Origin of the sequence: Maribacter polysaccharolyticus (genome assembly GCF_028882255.1) — a bacterium.
GTDB classification, from domain to species: domain Bacteria; phylum Bacteroidota; class Bacteroidia; order Flavobacteriales; family Flavobacteriaceae; genus Maribacter_A; species Maribacter_A polysaccharolyticus.
The window spans coordinates 369,451-387,990 of record NZ_JARBUY010000002.1; the positions used below are offsets into that span (position 1 = coordinate 369,451).

At 44.0% G+C, this 18,540-nt stretch carries 14 protein-coding genes and 1 other RNA gene; 10 read left to right on the plus strand and 5 right to left on the minus strand.

Going from position 1 to position 18,540, the window contains the following annotated elements:
- Positions 1–96 precede the first annotated feature (96 nt).
- Positions 97–495: a transfer-messenger RNA gene (gene ssrA, locus PHU20_RS07550) on the minus strand.
- A 353-nt stretch (positions 496–848) separates the two neighbouring features.
- Here ssrA and PHU20_RS07555 point away from each other — a divergent pair.
- Entirely contained in the window at positions 849–2,054 is a 1,206-nt protein-coding gene (locus PHU20_RS07555; RefSeq protein ID WP_274824746.1) for an NAD(P)-dependent oxidoreductase, read from the plus strand.
- 76 nt (positions 2,055–2,130) lie between these two features.
- Here PHU20_RS07555 and kdsA read toward each other — a convergent pair whose 3' ends face one another.
- Positions 2,131–2,952: a 3-deoxy-8-phosphooctulonate synthase gene (gene kdsA, locus PHU20_RS07560; RefSeq protein ID WP_274824747.1), complete on the minus strand. Its 822-nt coding sequence runs from the start codon at positions 2,950–2,952 to the stop codon at positions 2,131–2,133.
- Positions 2,953–3,116: 164 nt separating this feature from the next.
- On the opposite strand from kdsA, the gene typA reads away from it, so the two are divergent.
- Together typA and PHU20_RS07570 are read left to right on the plus strand one after the other, a co-directional pair.
- Entirely contained in the window at positions 3,117–4,916 is a 1,800-nt protein-coding gene (gene typA, locus PHU20_RS07565; protein WP_274824748.1) for a translational GTPase TypA, read from the plus strand.
- Between the two features lie 99 nt (positions 4,917–5,015).
- Positions 5,016–5,915 carry a DUF6503 family protein gene (locus PHU20_RS07570; RefSeq protein ID WP_274824749.1) on the plus strand — a complete coding sequence of 300 codons (900 nt, stop codon included), beginning with the start codon at positions 5,016–5,018 and terminating at the stop codon, positions 5,913–5,915.
- Between the two features lie 19 nt (positions 5,916–5,934).
- Here the strand turns inward: PHU20_RS07570 and ppgK are convergent, their stop codons facing one another.
- On the minus strand, positions 5,935–6,723 hold the full coding sequence (gene ppgK, locus PHU20_RS07575; protein ID WP_274824750.1) for a polyphosphate--glucose phosphotransferase: 789 nt from the start codon (positions 6,721–6,723) through the stop codon (positions 5,935–5,937).
- A gap of 127 nt (positions 6,724–6,850) precedes the next feature.
- Entirely contained in the window at positions 6,851–7,159 is a 309-nt protein-coding gene (locus tag PHU20_RS07580; protein WP_274824751.1) for a hypothetical protein, read from the minus strand.
- Between the two features lie 463 nt (positions 7,160–7,622).
- Between PHU20_RS07580 and PHU20_RS07585 the strand changes: the two genes are divergently transcribed.
- Both PHU20_RS07585 and PHU20_RS07590 read left to right on the plus strand, forming a co-directional pair.
- Complete coding sequence (locus tag PHU20_RS07585) at positions 7,623–10,538, plus strand: PEP/pyruvate-binding domain-containing protein (protein WP_274824752.1); 2,916 nt, start codon at positions 7,623–7,625, stop codon at positions 10,536–10,538.
- Complete coding sequence (locus PHU20_RS07590) at positions 10,535–11,797, plus strand: serine hydrolase (protein ID WP_274824753.1); 1,263 nt, start codon at positions 10,535–10,537, stop codon at positions 11,795–11,797. Before PHU20_RS07585 ends, PHU20_RS07590 begins: the two co-directional genes overlap by 4 nt.
- A gap of 51 nt (positions 11,798–11,848) precedes the next feature.
- Here the strand turns inward: PHU20_RS07590 and PHU20_RS07595 are convergent, their stop codons facing one another.
- A complete protein-coding gene (locus PHU20_RS07595; RefSeq protein ID WP_274824754.1) occupies positions 11,849–12,766 on the minus strand; it encodes a serine hydrolase in 918 nt (305 codons plus the stop codon).
- Between the two features lie 267 nt (positions 12,767–13,033).
- Here PHU20_RS07595 and PHU20_RS07600 point away from each other — a divergent pair, with 267 nt between their 5' ends.
- The 5 genes from PHU20_RS07600 to PHU20_RS07620 are packed head-to-tail and all read left to right on the plus strand — an operon-like array spanning position 13,034 to position 18,537.
- Positions 13,034–14,095: a pyridoxal-phosphate dependent enzyme gene (locus PHU20_RS07600; RefSeq protein WP_274824755.1), complete on the plus strand. Its 1,062-nt coding sequence runs from the start codon at positions 13,034–13,036 to the stop codon at positions 14,093–14,095.
- Positions 14,096–14,101: 6 nt separating this feature from the next.
- A complete protein-coding gene (locus tag PHU20_RS07605) occupies positions 14,102–15,175 on the plus strand; it encodes an N-acetyltransferase DgcN family protein (RefSeq protein ID WP_274824756.1) in 1,074 nt (357 codons plus the stop codon).
- Positions 15,172–16,692, plus strand: a complete 1,521-nt coding sequence (locus tag PHU20_RS07610) for a hypothetical protein (protein WP_274824757.1) — start codon at positions 15,172–15,174, stop codon at positions 16,690–16,692. The genes PHU20_RS07605 and PHU20_RS07610 overlap by 4 nt, the downstream gene beginning before the upstream one ends.
- Positions 16,679–17,479, plus strand: a complete 801-nt coding sequence (locus PHU20_RS07615; protein WP_274824758.1) for a creatininase family protein — start codon at positions 16,679–16,681, stop codon at positions 17,477–17,479. The genes PHU20_RS07610 and PHU20_RS07615 overlap by 14 nt, the downstream gene beginning before the upstream one ends.
- Entirely contained in the window at positions 17,479–18,537 is a 1,059-nt protein-coding gene (locus PHU20_RS07620) for a mandelate racemase/muconate lactonizing enzyme family protein (RefSeq protein WP_274824759.1), read from the plus strand. Before PHU20_RS07615 ends, PHU20_RS07620 begins: the two co-directional genes overlap by 1 nt.
- Positions 18,538–18,540: the final 3 nt, after the last annotated feature.

Genomic DNA, 18,540 nt, shown 5'->3' on the forward strand with positions numbered 1-18,540 from the left:
AATACGGTTTCAAAACGATTTAAATGAAACCGTATAAAATGAAAAACCCTGTTAATCATACGATTACAGGGTTTTTAAATAGTTTTGGTACTATTCTAGTGGAGCCGGAGGGAGTCGAACCCTCGTCCAAACAAGCAATTACAAAGCTTTCTACATGTTTAGTTTCCAATTGGTTTTCGATATGTACCTGACCGGAAACAGCCTAATACATACTTAGCTTCTTAAGATTTTTGTGCCACTAGCGAAGCCTTAGTGGCCTTATATCGACATTTATGGTGCTCCTTATTGAATCGCCGTCGACAGAGGCTATTCAGGAACATCTCGCTTTCCCGCCTTGCGGGAACGAGGCTAAATCCTACTGTAATTCAGATTAAGCGGCAAGAGCGTAATTATTTTCGCCAATTAAAAGTGTGGAAAATGAGATTAACGAGCTGTATCCCAGCGCTCGACATGCTTACATTGCCATTGGTCTCGCTGTCAAAACCGGTCGGCCCCTTCAATGAGATAGGCTCGCTTTGCGGGCCTTGATCAAATTTATCCCACCATGGCGAGAATATTTTGAACTCAATGATTTTTTTCAAAGAACTATTCCAAACCAACCTCGAAAAGAACCTAGCTTTCAAGTGCTTTGAGAAGTTGGGCGTTACCCCTTGAAAGCTGTCGCTTTATCGGGGTCGGGCTTTCGGGGGTACACGGTACCCACCTCAATCCCTAACGCAGCCTACCGTCATTTGCATTTTGGCAGGCAAGGCAGCAAAGGTAACATTTATATGTCAATGCCCATAAAAGTTTGCGTACCCATTCTATTCGGCTTATTTTAGAACAAATTTTATACCAAATTCAAATTTATGCGATTCGGAATCATTCAAGAACGTAAAAACCCACCAGATAGGCGTGTTGTCCTCGCTCCAGAGGCCTGCCAAAAAGTCCTTGCGACCTATCCCAAAGCGGAAATAATCGTCGAACCTTCCCCCATAAGGGTGTTCGCCGATAAGGAATATCAAGAAGCCGGTATCCAAGTTGCTTCAAAAATGGAAGACTGCGATGTGCTGTTGGGGGTAAAGGAAGTGCCCATTGCGAACTTGATCCCGAACAAGAAGTATTTTTTCTTTTCCCATACGATCAAAAAGCAACCCTACAATAGAAAGTTGCTTCAGGCCATTCTTGAAAAGAATATCGAAATGTACGATCATGAAGTCATTACCAATGAAAAGGGAATGCGCTTGGTGGCCTTTGGTAGGTATGCTGGTATTGTGGGCGCTTACAATGGTTTTCGTGCATACGGACTAAAACATGGATTGTATACCATGCCCAAAGCAGCGGAATTGGCCGACCGGCAATCCCTGATAGCGGAATTGCAAAAAATACCTTTGCCCAATATCAAAATTCTGTTGACCGGAAAGGGTAGGGTTGGCAATGGTGCCCGTGAAATGTTGTTGGGCATGAACATGCGAGAGGTTGCCGTGGAGGAGTATCTCGATGGGGACTTTGAAGAACCCGTATTCTGTCAAATCGATGTATTGGATTATAACCAACGAAAAGACGGCACCTCGGGCATTGAGACCGACTTTTTTAAAAATCCGCAAGAATACAAATCCAACTTTTTTCGATTTGCCAAAGTGACCGATTTTTTTATCGCTGGCCATTTTTTTGGTGATGGTGCCCCATTTTTGTTTACTCGTGAAGATGCCAAGCATCCAAAATTCAGGATAAATACCGTGGCCGATATCAGTTGTGATATCGATGGTCCCGTAGCGTGTACCTTAAAGGCATCGACCATAGCCGATCCTATTTATGGGTACGACCCCCAATCCGAATCCGAGACCGATTATAAAGGGGACAAGGCCATTGCGGTTATGGCCGTGGATAACCTTCCGGCCGAATTGCCCCGCGATGCCAGTGGAGGGTTTGGGGAGGCTTTTGTGGCCCACGTCATACCGGCTTTCTTTAATGATGACAAAGATGGGATACTAGAGCGCGCCCGAATGACCGCAAATGGGAAATTGACGCCACGCTATGCCTATTTGCAGGATTTCGTGGATGGGAAGGAGTAATGCAGGAATCATACAGAAACCAAGGCATTGATCGATCGGCACCTTAAGAATACGTTTTACCAGTAATGGGCCTTCCCTATTTCAAGGTATTCACCGTCTTTCTAAGTAGAACTAAATTGGTCAATAGTTTTTCCAAATGATCTAAATGAAGCATATTGGCACCATCGCTCTTGGCATTTGCCGGGTCAAAATGGGTTTCCAAAAAGAGTCCATCGACTCCAGTGGCAATTCCTGCCCGGGCTATGGTTTCGATCATGTCGGGCCGTCCACCGGTTACACCGGAAGATTGGTTGGGTTGTTGTAGGGAGTGGGTTACGTCCAAGACGACCGGTGCATATTGCTTCATCGTCGGTATTCCCCTAAAATCGACGATCATATCCTGGTATCCGAACATCGTTCCCCGATCGGTAAGCATCACCTGTTCGTTTCCGGAATCCGTTACCTTTTTAACGGCATGTTGCATACTTTCCGGACTCATGAACTGTCCCTTTTTAAGGTTTACGACTTTTCCTGTTTTTGCGGCAGCAACGACCAAATCGGTCTGGCGTACCAAGAATGCCGGTATCTGGAGTACATCAACATATTCCGCAGCCATATGTGCATCTGATATTTCGTGGATATCGGTAACCGTTGGCACCTCGAAAGTCTCGGATACTTTGCGTAATATCCTCAATGCCTTTTCATCACCTATACCGGTAAAGGAGTCCACCCGGCTACGGTTCGCCTTTTTAAAACTGCCCTTGAAAATATAAGGGATTTCGAGTTTATGGGTAATCGCTACGACCTTTTCGGCTATGCGCAAGGCCATATCCTCACCTTCTATGGCGCAGGGTCCCGCAAGCAGGAAGAAATTGTCGTTGGTTGTATATTTCAATTGGGGAATCGATCCTAATTTCATGCCTTAAATATTATGGGGCAAAGATACGTGTTTTTGTTACTCGAAAATATTTCTAGAATGTTCTCAAAATCAATTCATTAAGAATTAATGTCGTTTTATGACGAACTATGGAAAATAGCAGTATCTTTGCGCGCTGCAAATGGCCGCGCATTTAAATATAAGTTATGTCGACAACAAAGAATATCGCGATAATCGCACACGTAGACCACGGTAAGACGACCTTGGTAGATAAAATTATGCACCATTGTCAATTGTTCAGGGACAATCAGGACACTGGGGAACTGATCCTGGATAATAATGATTTGGAACGTGAACGTGGAATAACCATTGTATCAAAGAACGTTTCCGTAACCTATAAGGGTACGAAAATCAATATCATCGATACTCCCGGTCACGCCGATTTCGGGGGTGAGGTAGAACGTGTTTTGAATATGGCCGATGGCGTACTCCTGTTGGTCGATGCTTTTGAAGGGCCCATGCCGCAAACACGATTCGTATTGCAAAAAGCGATAGACCTTGGCTTGAAACCCTGTGTGGTGATCAACAAGGTGGATAAGGAAAATTGTACCCCTGAGGAAGTACATGAAAAAGTATTTGATCTGATGTTCGAATTGGGCGCAGAGGAATGGCAATTGGATTTCCCAACCGTTTATGGTTCCGCAAAGAACAATTGGATGAGCGAGGATTGGAAAAACGAAACCGATTCCATTGAGCCTTTATTGGATATGGTCATTGAACATGTGCCAACCTTTGAGACTAAAGAGGGGAACACCCAAATGTTGATTACCTCGTTGGACTTCTCTTCCTTTACGGGGAGGATTGCCATCGGAAGATTGCAACGTGGAAGTCTTAAGGAAGGACAGCAAATTTCCTTGGTAAAACGCGATGGGAGTATAGTAAAATCGAAGATCAAAGAGTTGTTTACTTTTGAAGGTTTGGGAAGGATCAAGGTGAAGGAAGTGGCTACAGGGGATATCTGTGCCATAGTCGGACTTGAAGGTTTCGAGATCGGGGATACCATTGCCGATTACGAAAACCCTGAGGGTCTAAAGACCATTGCCATTGATGAGCCTACCATGAGTATGTTGTTCACCATTAACGATAGTCCGTTTTTCGGGAAGGATGGTAAATTCGTCACATCGAGACATATTAAGGAACGTCTACAAAAAGAGTTGGAAAAGAATTTGGCCTTACGGGTCGAAGAGACCGATAGCGCCGATAAATTCATGGTGTTCGGCCGGGGGGTATTGCATCTTTCCGTATTGATCGAGACCATGAGAAGGGAAGGTTATGAATTGCAGATAGGTCAGCCCCAAGTGATCATAAGGGAAATCGACGGTGTAAAATGTGAACCGGTTGAACAATTGACCATCGATTTACCCGAGGATGTTTCCGGTAAAGCCGTTGAAATGGTATCCATTCGAAAAGGGGAAATGACCAGTATGGAAGCAAGAGGTAGCCGTATGCATTGTGAGTTCATTATTCCTTCAAGAGGAATTATCGGTCTGCGAAACCAATTATTGACCGCTACGGCAGGTGAAGCCATCATGGCACATCGATTTTTTGAATATCAACCCATGAAAGGGGATGTACCCCAAAGACAGAATGGTTCTTTGGTTTCTATGGAAACTGGTAAGGCGATTCCTTATTCCATCGATAAATTACAGGATAGGGGCAAGTTTTTCGTCGATCCGGGAGAAGATATTTATGAAGGACAGGTCATCGGTGAAAATTCACGTGGCGATGATATGACCATCAACATTACGAAAACCAAAAAACTTTCAAACGTACGTTCGTCAGGAGCTGATGATAAGGCAAAAATCGTACCTGCCATCAAATTCTCTTTGGAAGAAGCCTTGGAATATATTCAGAAAGATGAATATGTTGAGGTGACCCCGAACTATTTACGACTTCGAAAAATCTACCTTAAAGAGGTAGATAGAAAACGGTATAAAATAGCTTAACGAAAAAACCCGAACATCATGTTCGGGTTTTTTTTTGTCAAAATTTGAAAGGTTCTTCGTCTTGGAACGACTGTACTTTTTCAATCTAAAATATAACGGATGAAAGTATTGATAGCAGGCTTGCTCACAACGGTAATCGTTTTGAATTCATGTAAGGAGCAACCCAAAGCCCAAAAGCAGGTGACCCAAGAAACGAACAAGGAAATGGTTAAGGATTTTAGGGTACCCGAATCATGGGTCGATAACCGTGTTTCCAAAGCGAAGGCGAAACTTGAAAAAACAGAGGCAGGCAAAATCGTTTGGGCAGCCATGGAAGCACATGGCGGATTGAAAAATTGGTATGGCAATGGGGCATTGGCTTTTCGATTCAATTACCAGCCCCTGTCCGGAAGTACACAACGGGACAGTTATCAAGTATTGGATGTGTGGCGCAATAGGGCCGTTCATACCAGCGCTACGGACCCTAGTGCTAAATATGGTTGGGATGGGGAAACAGCTTGGGTACAGGCCAAGGATTCCACTGCCTTTGCTTACGATACCAAATTTTGGGCATTGACACCTCTATATCTAATGGGCCATCCTTTTGTTTTGGATGGGGAAGGGGTTATTTTGGAATTGTTGCCAGAAACGACCTATAAAAACAAGGCCAATGATGTGGTAAAAGTAACTTTCGAGGCAGGAACGGGTGATGCTCCGGATGACTATTATATTTTACAGTTTGACAAAGAGACGCATGAATTGACGGCAACTCGATATATAGTTTCTTATCCGGAATATTTCAAGGATGGGGGGCACAATCCCGAAAAATTCATGGAAGTGGGGGAGCTGGTTGATGTAAGCGGGGTTCTATTGCCAAAAGAACTGAAAACCCATTGGACGACCAAAGAAGGAACGCAAGGTGAATATATTACACAAATCGATATTACCGATATGCATTTTGTAAAAGATATTGGGGAGGATTTCTTTGCGGTCCCTGAAAATGCAACCCTTATTGAATAAGGGCTTTCCCCAAGCCCTTTTATTTTACTTTGGTTTCCGTGATGGGATATTCCACGACAAAATCCTTGGGGGCCTTGTGCATGGCGGCTGCTGCAGCACCGATAATTCCGGCCTCATTGCGTAATTCGGCTGGGATGACAGGCGTTTCAATGGTTATTCGGTGTTTGAATTGATCGTATTTTTTAGAGGTGCCACCACCCAGTATGATGAGGTCCGGGGCGGTTAGAAGTTCTACCAGTCCTAAAAATACATTAAAGCGCTTACCCCATTTATCATAACTGAGGTCTTCACGTTCCTTGGCGGCAGCGGAGGCCCAGGATTCTATTTTCATGAATTTCTTGTACGGGATATGGCCCAGTTCAATATTGGGGATAAGTTCCCCATCATAGAACGCCCCACTACCGAGGCCGGTGCCGATGGTAATCATCATGACCAATCCCATTTTACCTTTACCGGAACCATAGTTCATGGTGGCATATCCTGCAGCATCGGCATCATTGATCACGGTTACCGGAAGCCCCGTGGCGTTGCTGAACAATTCTTGTGCATTGACCCCTAACCATTTTTTGTGCAAGTTACCCGTAGATTTGCAGATTCCTTTTTTTATTACCGTTGGGAATCCTATTCCAATAGGTCCTTTGTGGTTGAAATGGTCCACGATTTCTTTCACCACTTTGGCCATTTCCTTGGGTTTTCTTGAAGGAGGGGTCGGGATCCGATGTCGTTTGGACAACATTTCACCTGTTACTGAATCTACCAAGGCCCCTTTCATTCCGGAACCTCCAATATCTATACCAAGAACTACCATGTGTGCAATTTGTGTTTCGTTCGCAAATTAATAAAAAGAATCGGCTATAGAAAAAGAGCTTTCATGTAATGTGGGCCAAATGATAGAACTACAAACAAAAAAAAGGGCTCTAAGCCCCTTTTTTCTGTTATTGGATCATTTTTAGTCCGATAATGGTATTTACGGCAAATTCCTCATCTAGTTCATCGGTCTCGGTCTCGGAAATATATTCTACACTGAATAATTTCCCTTTATACGTATCGTCGGTCAAGTCATGACTTTCAAGCGCTTCTTCGGAAACATGTTGAAATTCAATGGAAAATCCGTCGGAATCGATAAAATGGTATAGACCATCTTCATAGCCATCATAAGTAGCGGTTATTTTTTCAGATTCCTGTACGGTGGCCCCTCCGAGGCCGGTAACGATCAAAAGCAAGGTTATAAAAATTGTTTTCATGATAATAGGTATTGATTTATAATTGAACTGAATGTAACTTTAGGTCTGTATAAAGTCAGGCTCCCAACCGGTAGTCTAACTTTGTTAGAGGAATCTACCTCACCGTGTAATTAAAAAGGAAGGGGATACGAATAGGCTTATGGGCTAAAAAGGCAACTCCCAACACCCGGTTTTTTTCAATAAAACAGGGCGGTATCGAAGTGCGTAATAGACTACCTGATGATAGGTAGGATCCTATTGGTTCCATACGGTATCAAAAGCAAAATTAGTGATGCTTTTGCACAACAAATGAAATACTTTTTTTTGATTTTCAATAGTTTTTTAGCTTTTTTTTATACATTGATATAGTGTTGTAAATAATTGTAATATAGTGGGTTATTGTCTTTTTTTTGGGTGTGGGGCCTTGTTGGTGGCTTATGTGTTGAAATAGGCACTATCTTTAGGCATCTTTAATATGAACTGTATGTGCATTAAGAATTTTTGCGTTGTAATTTTTGTTCTCGGTTTGGTGAATTCCGTGTGGTCACAAAAAGAAATTCCGGTAACCAAGTTAGTCGAACAGGTAGCTCGCTATAAAGGTGATGTACGGGGGCCATATAAGGATATTCGCTGGTTTTGTGCCGATGGGAGTATCCGTGCACCAAAGGATCCATGTCCGGATAATATCGGTCCGGGGGTTCAGCATGCACGATATAAGGATGAAGTAGTGACCTTGGGAAACGAGCACCATATTTATTTGGGGCAAATCTTGGCATATACCGATGTTGATGCCTTTTGGGATGCCGATTTCAACCATTCCCGATTAAAACAGTATCAGCTTGAAAAGTACTTAAAGTCCGTCGACAATGGATGGATACTGCAAAAAGGTCAATTTTACCGGGGATCTGTACAGGTGGAAGATGAGGAAGCTTGGGGAATTGCATTTTATAAATGGCTTTTGGCGAAGGACGATGCCTTGAAACGGAATTATTTCTTAATACGCCAATCCTTGAAGGATATCCCGCATAGTGGGGACGATGACGTTGCCCAGAAAATGCGTAGCCAGTCCAAAGTGATTTCCGATGAATTTTTGCCTTTCATGGATCTAAGGGTAAAGATCCATGGGCAGCCGGAGGTTGCCGATATCGCAAAAGTGAAAAATTTCCAACAGAAATACAGGGCTGAACTTAGTTCCGGTACCAATAAAAAAATCGATGACCTCATAGCGACCATGACCATTTTTTTTAAACCGGTTGATATTGCCAAACTAGAACAAAATGCGCCTTTGTTAAAAGGTACGCCCTTGGGGAATTCCATTGAAAGGTTCATGGCCGATAATGGTTCAGGGACCCTCCCGTCAATTTTGATTTCCGATGCTTCCCAGTTGCTGTATAAGATCCGTGATGGGATTTTAAGTGAGAAACGGCCATTGGCCAGGTTGCAGTTATTGGACGTTTCATTGAAGTTGGAAGAGATCATTTTTAAAAATGCCCAGCAATGGGAGCCAAAGAGCCTAAAAGAGCAATTGGAAAAAATATGTTACTTGGGAACGGCATCTACCGGTGCAGGATATTTGGAACTATGGGAATGGGAACAGTTGGAAGAAGTCTTAAGTCAATCTGAAAAAGAATCGATGTCGCTTGCGGAATTGACCACTTTTATGGAAACGGCACGTGGTGCGGTAGAATGGAGTGCAGCCATGGTCAAGGCCAATTATCAGGAAGTGGTGAACATGTACGCCCAATTCGAACCTCTGGCCTACGGCTTTATTGATGATCGCATACGGGGCTCCATCGCTTTGCATTTAGGCAAGAGTGTTGGGGAATTGGGCGATTTCATGGCCATAGAGTCTGCCATTTCCAATGCGGTGATGGATATTCCTGGCCAAAGTACCCTACGTGGACTCAATCCAGGGTATGCTTTTGGGGAGTTGGTTGTTGTGTCCGGGTCCCCGGAAGCGGTTGAGGTTTCTTCGGATAAGATCTATGTCTTTCAAAGATCGCCGTCCGATTTGAAACCAGTGGCCGGAATTGCCACCGTCGCGGAGGGGAATATGGTCTCGCATGTACAATTGCTCGCACGCAATTTGGGAATACCCAATGCGGCCCTTTCCGATGAAAACCTACAAAGTCTTAAACGGTATAACGGACAAAAGGTTTTCTATGCGGTTTCCGGTAAAGGAAATGTGATCATAAAACCGGAGGCTCAAATGACCTCCCAAGAACAGGGACTTTTTGTGAAAAAGGAGCGAAGTAGTGAAAAGATCGAGGTACCCGTGGGGCAAATTCGTTTGGACCAAAGGCAAATATTGAACCTTCGAAATGTCGATGCCCATGATTCGGGCAAGCTATGTGGGCCAAAAGCAGCCAATTTGGGGCAGTTAAAGAAGATGTTTCCGGATAAGGTCGTAGAAGGACTGGTTATCCCTTTTGGGATTTTTCGCGAGCATATGGATCAGGAAATGCCGGGTCGATCCATTTCCTATTGGCAATTTTTGAATGATATGTTCGACCAGGCAGAGAAAATGGTTGCCAACCGAATTCCAGAGGCCGAGATCGAGAAATACCAATTGGATCAATTGGCGACCCTAAGGGAGGCGATAAAGAAAATGCCATTGAAGACAGACTTCCTCGCCCAATTAAATACGGATTTCAAAACCGTATTAGGACAACCTTTGGGTGAAATCCCCGTATTTCTTAGAAGCGATACCAATATGGAAGATCTTAAGGAATTTACGGGTGCAGGCCTTAACCTTACCTTGTTCAATGTTCTGGATAGGGAAAGGATATTGAATGGGATAAAGGATGTTTGGGCATCTCCCTATACTGAGCGAAGTTTTAAATGGCGCCAAAAATATTTATTGAATCCAGAGAACGTATTCCCGTCCATACTGGTCATTCCATCGGTAGATGTTGATTATTCCGGCGTATTGATCACAAAGGGAATCAATTCGGGCGCGGAAAAAGACCTGACCATTGCATTCAGTAGAGGGGCTGGTGGGGCCGTTGATGGCCAATCGGCAGAAACCTATACGGTATTTCATGATGGTGGTTACCGTCTTTTGGCCCCGGCAAGGGAAACCTATTATAACCGACTGCCAAATACCGGGGGCATTGGTAAAAAATCGGCCACTTTTGAAAAACCGATAATCAATGCGCGGAATATGAATGACATAAAAGAATTGGCACAGGTTATTCGTACCACCCTGCCCGAGGAAACGGAGTCCGATTATATTGGGGCCTACGATGTGGAATTGGGGTTCCAGGATGATAAACTGTGGCTTTTCCAAATCCGTCCATTCGTAGAGAACAAAAAGGCTTTGAGTTCCGAATACCTGGAATCCATAACGCCTAAAATGAATATGAATAAAGAAATCCCACTTTCAAAAAAACTCCAATGAACAAAATCATACACTTTCCACTGCTGTTTTTTTTCTGTTCCGCGTTTACCACGTTACCCTATTATCCCATTGATGGTTATGAACATACGGGTATTAAGCGATTGAAGCGTTTGGAGTTGATAAAAAGTGGGGAAATCAAAAATACGACACCACTACCTGCAGGGGCGTTCAAATCGTATAGTGAAATTCAATTGAACCTGATTTCCAGAAAACAGGATAGTGCACCGGCTTTGATGACGATCGATACCGATTTCCAAAAAGAAATAAACCAACTTTTCCGCGGTCTTGATAAAAGTTATTCCCTGACCGTTCTCGATATTTCCGATGTCGGTCATATCAGGTATGCAGAACGTAATGAAACGGCAGGTTACCAACCGGGGAGTGTGGGTAAAGTGGCGGTTCTCAACGGATTGTTCGTACAGCTGGCCAAAATATTCCCTGATTCTTGGGAAAAACGTACCGAATTATTGCGGAACAAATCGGTTAAGGCTGGGGTTTGGGGACTTACCGATGAGCATACCATCCCCATTTACAATATCGAAAAGAATACACTGGTTAAACGACAGGTTATTGCCAGTGATGTTTTTACCCTGTACGAATGGACCGATCACATGTTGTCGGTCAGTAACAATGGGGCGGCGAGTATCGTGTGGAGAGAGGTTATGTTGATGGCTGCTTTTGGCGAAAAGTATCCCGATTTGACCCAAGAGGAAAGTGATGCTTATTTTAAAGAGACCCCACGGAAAGAATTGACCGACCTGGGAAATGACGTCGTGAACCTCCCTTTACGCGATTTGGGGATTACTGCCGATGAATGGCGATTGGGTAGTTTTTTTACCCGTGGGGCCAATACCTATGTGGGTGATAAAGGAGGGAGTATCGGTACTCCTTATGGTATAATGAAATTTTTGATCCAGTTGGAGCAGGGAAATGTCGTTGATGAAGCGAGTAGTCTCGAAATGAAGCGTCTCATGTATATGACAGATCGAAGGATACGATATGCCCAAGCACCTGCCTTAAAGGAAGCAGCTGTTTATTTTAAATCGGGAAGTCTATATAAATGCGATAGGAGCAAAGGGGAGGAATGTGGAAAATATATGGGGAACGTCTCCAATTTCATGAACTCCGTCGCAATCATCGAACACCCTGATAATTGCAATTATATGGTAGTGCTGATGACCAATGTGCTACGGAAAAATTCCGCTTCGGACCATATGTATCTGGCCGGGAATATCGACAAATTGATACGGATGGATTAGCAAGCACATGGGTAATAAGGATTCAAGGATGGCGTTCCCATTATCCTTGGGCTAGTTTTTTGCCAAAGATTTCCCATTTAAGAGAACTTTTTCAACGGGTTTTACCAAATCCCGGATAATCTGCTCCCCATTGGGGTCATCGATAAGCGCTACGAGGATATAACGCCTGTTGGGATTTTCGCCCCAAACCAAAATGGAATCGGAATGAAAGGTTTTCCAAGAACCCGATTTTCGGAACAATCGGGCATTGGGGGCAATTTGATCCAAGGTGTTGACGAATTTGTGATGCAATTCCGGGTCTTCCATGATAGCAAGGATCTGCTTTGAGCGCCTTTCATTGACCAATTTCCCAAAGGCCAATAAGTAATAGTATCTGCAAACCTGTGTTACCGTGGCTGCATGACTCAGGTTTTTCAAGGGTTCTCTATGGGTGTCTCCGCCCCCGCCATAGCGTTTGCCAACCCAAAGTCCCCCGCCTTTGTTTTCATCATAAAACCCATATTTTGGATCGGTCATTACGGCTTCTATTTTTTCATAGCCTACACGGTCTATCATTCGGGTCGATGCCGCATTGTTCGATTTGCTGATCATCAGGCGCATGTCTTTCCTTACTTCGGATGTTTCTTTCAGTTCGCCTTTATCAATGGCGTCCATGGCCGATAGGAGAATGGCGATTTTCGGTAAACTGGCGGCATACATCATGTGGTTACCATTTACCCGGGCGAACCTTACCTCATCCGGATCGCGTAGGTCTACGATACCAACGGCCATTTTCTTTTGGGCAATCAGTTGGTTCCATTTGGGATGGGCCATTAATTCCTTTTCCAAATCGTGCTGCAAGGATCCTTCCAATAGACTATATAGGGGCTTTATTTTCGCATCATCACTACTAATGGGCAACTGGTTTTGGGCATTGAGGCCCATGGAGACTACAGTAAAGGATAATATAAAGAATAGCGTTTTTTTCATTGTTTTTACCATGTTTTGAAAATGTACTCAAAAGTATACAAACGACTGGTCCGTAGTGTGTTAAAATTTTGTTGATGCCAAATATTTGCAATCCGAACAAAATAGCTTATTTCCAATGGTTTTGTAAAAATGGTATGTTAAATTTTAATCGATCCTTGTGGAAATGTACTACCTATGTACCTTGTTTGCCAATGGATTTTTCATTGGATTAAAAAGAGTGGACTTAAAAAAAATACATATCTTAAATGGGTAAACCAATTCTGCCAAATGAATCTAAAAGACGGGGTAAAAACTGCTGAGAACAAGGTTTCTTCCGAGGCCGACGAATTAAGTACCTTCGTCAGGGATAAGGGAAAATCGCTGGTTGATAGGCTCGAAAGCTACGAGGATATCATCAATTTGGAAATAGGGGACACCGGGTTGAATCGGGCCAGGACCTTGGAACGCGAATTCGGGATACGACAGTTGTATATCAAATACGAAGGGGATAACCCAACAGGTACCCAAAAAGACCGTATTGCCTTTGCCCAGATCTATGACGCCTTACGAAGGGAATACGATGTAGTGTCCTTGGCCACTTGTGGTAATTATGGGGTAGCCATGGCCTTAGCGGCAAATTTGGCGGGTCTCGCCTGCAAGATTTTTATTCCGGAAAGTTACCATACCGACCGTATTGCGGAAATGGAAGACCTTGGTTCCGAAATCATAAGGCTTCCCGGAAGTTATGAGGATGTTGTTGTAAAAAGCAGTGTGATGGCCATGGAAAACAATTGGTATGATGCCAACCCTGGGGGCTCTAACACCCCCCTGCAAATCTCGGCCTATTCACAGATTGCCAATGAAATCTATGAAGATCTGGGCGATGCCCCAAAATACTGTGCGGTTCCGGTTTCGAACGGTACATTGATCGCCGGTATTTATAGGGGATTCGTAAGTTTATACAAAAGAGGGAAAACATCCCAAATCCCAAAAATGATTGCCGCTTCCTCAAGTCGAAAGAACCCCATAGTGCAATCCTTTATTTTGGGGTTGGATCATTGCAGGGATTTGAACCCAAATGCCATAAGGGAGACCAAGTATAACGAGCCATTGATCAATTGGCATAGTTTTGATGGGGAAGAGGCCCTATATGCATTGAGGGAGTCGAATGGGGAAGCCTATAATATCAGTGACAGGAAAATGAAGGAAATGACTTCCCTGTTGGGAAAAAAGGAAGGATTTAAAATACTGCCAGCGGCAACGGTCGGACTGATAGCGCTTCTTGAATTGGATGAAAAATTGAATTTTGAACCAGGCCGTTTCGTGGCGGTTTTAACGGCTAAATATTAAAGGAAAATGAATAAAACAATTGATGGTAAGGCCCTTGTTTATTGTGAAGGTGCTTTTAACACACCTAATGGAAAGACAGCCCATGGGTTGGTCCGTTTTACCGAACGCTATGAGGTCGTAGGGGTCTTGGATGCAAAATATGCCGGCCAGGATGCCGGTACCGTTTTAGATGGTAAAGCCAACGGCATTCCCATCTTTTCGAACATTGAGGAAGCTGTTGAACAACTTTCCGATGGCAATGGCCCAAAAACCCTTGTTATCGGTTTGGCCCCCGATGGGGGGCGTTTGCCCGTCGAGGCGATGGGAACCATAAAAACTGCGCTTCGGAAGGGATGGAACGTCGATAGCGGATTGCACGACTTTTTGACCAATGATCCCGATATGGTCCGTTTGGCAAAGGAGCATGGAGGTAGGATCCGCGATGTACGTAAGACCCCGGATCGGGATGAACTTCATTTTTTTACGGGGGATATCGAAAAGGTAGATTGCCTTAAACTGGCCATTTTAGGAACCGATTCCGCCTTAGGGAAACGCACCACTGCTTGGATTTTAGTCCACGCCTTTCGCAATGCGGGTCTAAAGGCCGAAATGGTGGGTACCGGGCAAACGGCTTGGATGCAAGGGGCCAAGTACAGTATGGTCATGGACAGTTGTATCAATGATTTTGTGTCTGGTGAAATAGAACACGCTGTTGTTAGTGCCTATGAAAATGAAAATCCGGATGTCATCGTTATTGAAGGGCAGGGGAGCCTTATGAACCCGGCGTATCCGGGGGGATTCGAAATATTGGCCGCCGGTCGTCCCGATTTTGTGATCATGCAACATGCCCCGAAAAGGGTTGAGTACGACGGTTTTCCAGGCTATAGACTTCATTCGCTCAAAGAACAGATCAATGCCGTTGAGGTGATATCGGGGAAAAAGGTCATTGCTGTAACGGTAAACCATGAGTTGATGGGCAGTGATGAAGAAATTAAGGAGGCCTGCAAGAATATTACCCTGGAGACCAAACTGCCCGCTTTTGATGTTTTGCGATTCGGGGCAGAACCCCTTATAGCGATCTTAAAGGAACACTTGAAATGATATCCGCTAGCGCACTTGTGGTTTTTCCCAAACTCTCGGTACACGACATCACTGTGGAACCCAAGAGGGTAAAAGCCACTTATACGATCGTAAAGCAGGATGGATCCCATGTTTCAAATGAGTTGATCTATTCCTATGACAAGGTGTATTTCGATGGGAAAAATGCCGAAGATGTTAATTTGGCATCCATGATGTTGGCACAGGTGGCCCTGAATTACGGACTCTTTTTTGAAACCATTCAGTTTGATGGCCTGTATGAAGAGGTGGATAAAAGCTTCCTTAGGGATATGATGGAGAATACCTCAAGGGAAATACTGGTCAATAAATTCCTGCATAAGAATGAATTTTTAAAACCTCCTTTCGATACCCTTCAAACGGAAAAGCTCAAGCGATATACCGCAGCACAAATCGAATTCATAAATACCCGATATGCCCCATTAAAGGTTGAAAGGAAACCCATTGAAACGGATAAAAACCGTTATGCGATTTTAAGTAGTGGGGGAAAAGACAGTCTGTTGACCTATGGGATCATAAAGGAAATCGGGGATGCCCATCCGGTATTTATCAATGAATCGGGTAGGCATTGGTTCACCGCGGTCAATTCGCATAAATATTATAAGGAAATCGAGCCCAATACGGCAAAACCTTGGTGCAATAGTGATCGCATCTTTAATTGGATGGTGAAACAGATGCCTTTTATCAAAGAAAACTTTCAGAATATCAGGGCCGATATTTATCCCATTCGTTTATGGACCGTGGCAGTTTTTCTTTTTGGGACCCTTCCAATCGTACGTAAACGCCATATCGGGAACGTACTTATCGGGAACGAGTATGATACCACGGTAAAGGGGAACCATGGGGGAATATCACATTACAATTCCTTGTATGACCAAAGTAAATATTTTGACAATGCCCTTACACGCTATTATAAGAAGAAGGGTTGGGACCTTTATCAATATTCGATCTTAAGAAGCCTATCCGAACTGCTGATATTGAAAGTGTTGGTAAAACGCTATCCCGACTTACAGGCCCATCAGGTGTCCTGTCATGCCGCCCATGAAAAAAACGGCAGGATGTTGCCTTGTGGAAATTGTGAAAAGTGTCGGCGAATCGTGGGAATGTTGAAGGCATTGGACGAAGACCCCAAACGATGTGGGTATACCCAAGAACAGATAGAAAAAGGGTTGAAGGCATTGTCGGCCCGCAGTGTAAAACAAATCGGTAGCGATGCCGCCCATCTGTATTACCTGTTGGTAGAAAAAGGGTTGATCGATAAAACCGGCCATACCCTGAAATTGGCAAAGGAGCATCCGGAAATCGTGAAGCTACGGTTTGATAATGAACGAAGTATGATGAACGATTTGCCTATGCAAATCCGTAAACCACTTTTTAAAATTTTATCAAAATATTCAGAAGGCACCGTACGGTTACATGACCGAAAATGGCATACCTTCACCCTACGGAATGAGGATTATGAAATCCCTTATTTTTTAAATAATAACGATGGAATCAAATAATAAAAGGTCTGGTTTTCTCTGGGAAGAATTTACCTGGCCAGAAATTGAAGCTTATTTAAAAACCGTTGATACGGTTATTTTACCCTGTGGGGCCATTGAACAACATGGACCGCATTTGCCTTTGGATGTTGATTATTTTGATGCCAAATACATGGCCTTTAAAGTGGCCGAAGCCTGCAGTGACCCCAAACCCCTGGTATTGCCTACGATTCCCTTTGGGGTTTCGTACCACCATGATGGGTTTAAGGGTACTTTGAGCGTGACCAATGATGCCTTGTCCAAATTCATCTATGATATCGGAATGAGCTTGGCAAAAAACGGGGTAAAGAAGATCATTATACTGAATGGCCATGGGGATAATGCCCCTACATTGAGTTATGCGGCCCAAATGATCAATCGGGATGCGAAAATCTTCGTAGGGGTAGATACGGGTGAGACCAGCGATATTGACCTGGCCGGTATGATCGTTACGCCCAATGATGCCCATGCGGGAGAAATCGAGACCAGTACTACCTTGGCAATACGTCCCGATATGGTGCAAATGGATAAGGCACAGGAGGCAACCCTCAAGTTTGGGAGTAAATACCTCGATTTTGATGATGATCGCAGTATCAGTTGGTATGTCCAAACCGATAAGATCTCTGAAAGCGGGGTTATGGGCGATGCGACTAAAGCGACCAAGGAAAAAGGGGAGAAAATGTGGGAGGTAATGATAAAAAACATGGTGCGTTTTGTCGAATCCATAAAGAATACTCCCTTGGACGAACTCTATCAAAAAAGATATTGATGCGCATTACGGCAGTTTCTTACGAACGTCTGGATAGTAAGTTATCCATACCCTATACCATTGCCTACGAGACCATCACCAAGACGACCAATTTTATACTGGCATTGGAGACCGATGGTAAATGGGTGGGCTATGGCTGTGCAGCTCCCGATAAGGTGGTGACTGGGGAATATCCCAAGGATGTTGAACGTGCGATCAACACCATTATTTCACCCTATTTGATCGGCAAGGATCCTTTTGAGTATGCCTTGGTTTTAACGGAGTTGAAAAAACTTTTGGGTAAGCGGTCTTCGGCATTGGCGATGGTCGATATGGCATTGTTCGATCTGGTTTCCAAAAAGGCGGAAGTACCATTGTATAAATTTTTGGGCGGATTCAGAAAGAGTATCCCCACCAGTATCACCATAGGCATTTTGAGCCTTGAAGATACCTTGAAACAAGCCCGGGAGTACATTCAACAGGGGTTTTCCATAATCAAGGTCAAAGGGGGCGATGATCTTCAAAGTGATGTGGAAAAAATGATCAGGCTTTATGAGAATTTTCCCAAGGTCACTTTGCGTTTTGATGGGAATCAAGGCTATTCGGTTAAAGAGTCCATTGCTTTTGTAAATGCCACAAGCCATATAGGTATAGAGATATTCGAACAACCGACCAAACTTGAGGATGAAGAACGCTTGGGGTTGGTCACGAACCAGGTCGATATCCCTATAATGGCCGATGAAAGCCTAAAAACTTTGACCGACGCTTTTCGGTTGGCACAGAACGAAAGGGTTGATATGGTGAATATCAAGCTTCAGAAAGTTGGGGGTATCATGGTGGGGATGCATATTAATTCGGTCGCCAAAGCAGCAAATCTGGAAGCCATGGTCGGTTGTATCGATGAATGTGGTATGGGTATTGCGGCGGGGTTGCATTTTGCGTTGTCGAGGCCCAATATCAAATATGCCGACCTTGATGGTCATCTAGAGTTGGAGGAAGACCCCTATAAAGCTATGTTTCGACTTGAAAAGGGTGTCTTATATCCTTTGGAAACCTACGGATTGGGATATTCCGAATAGGTA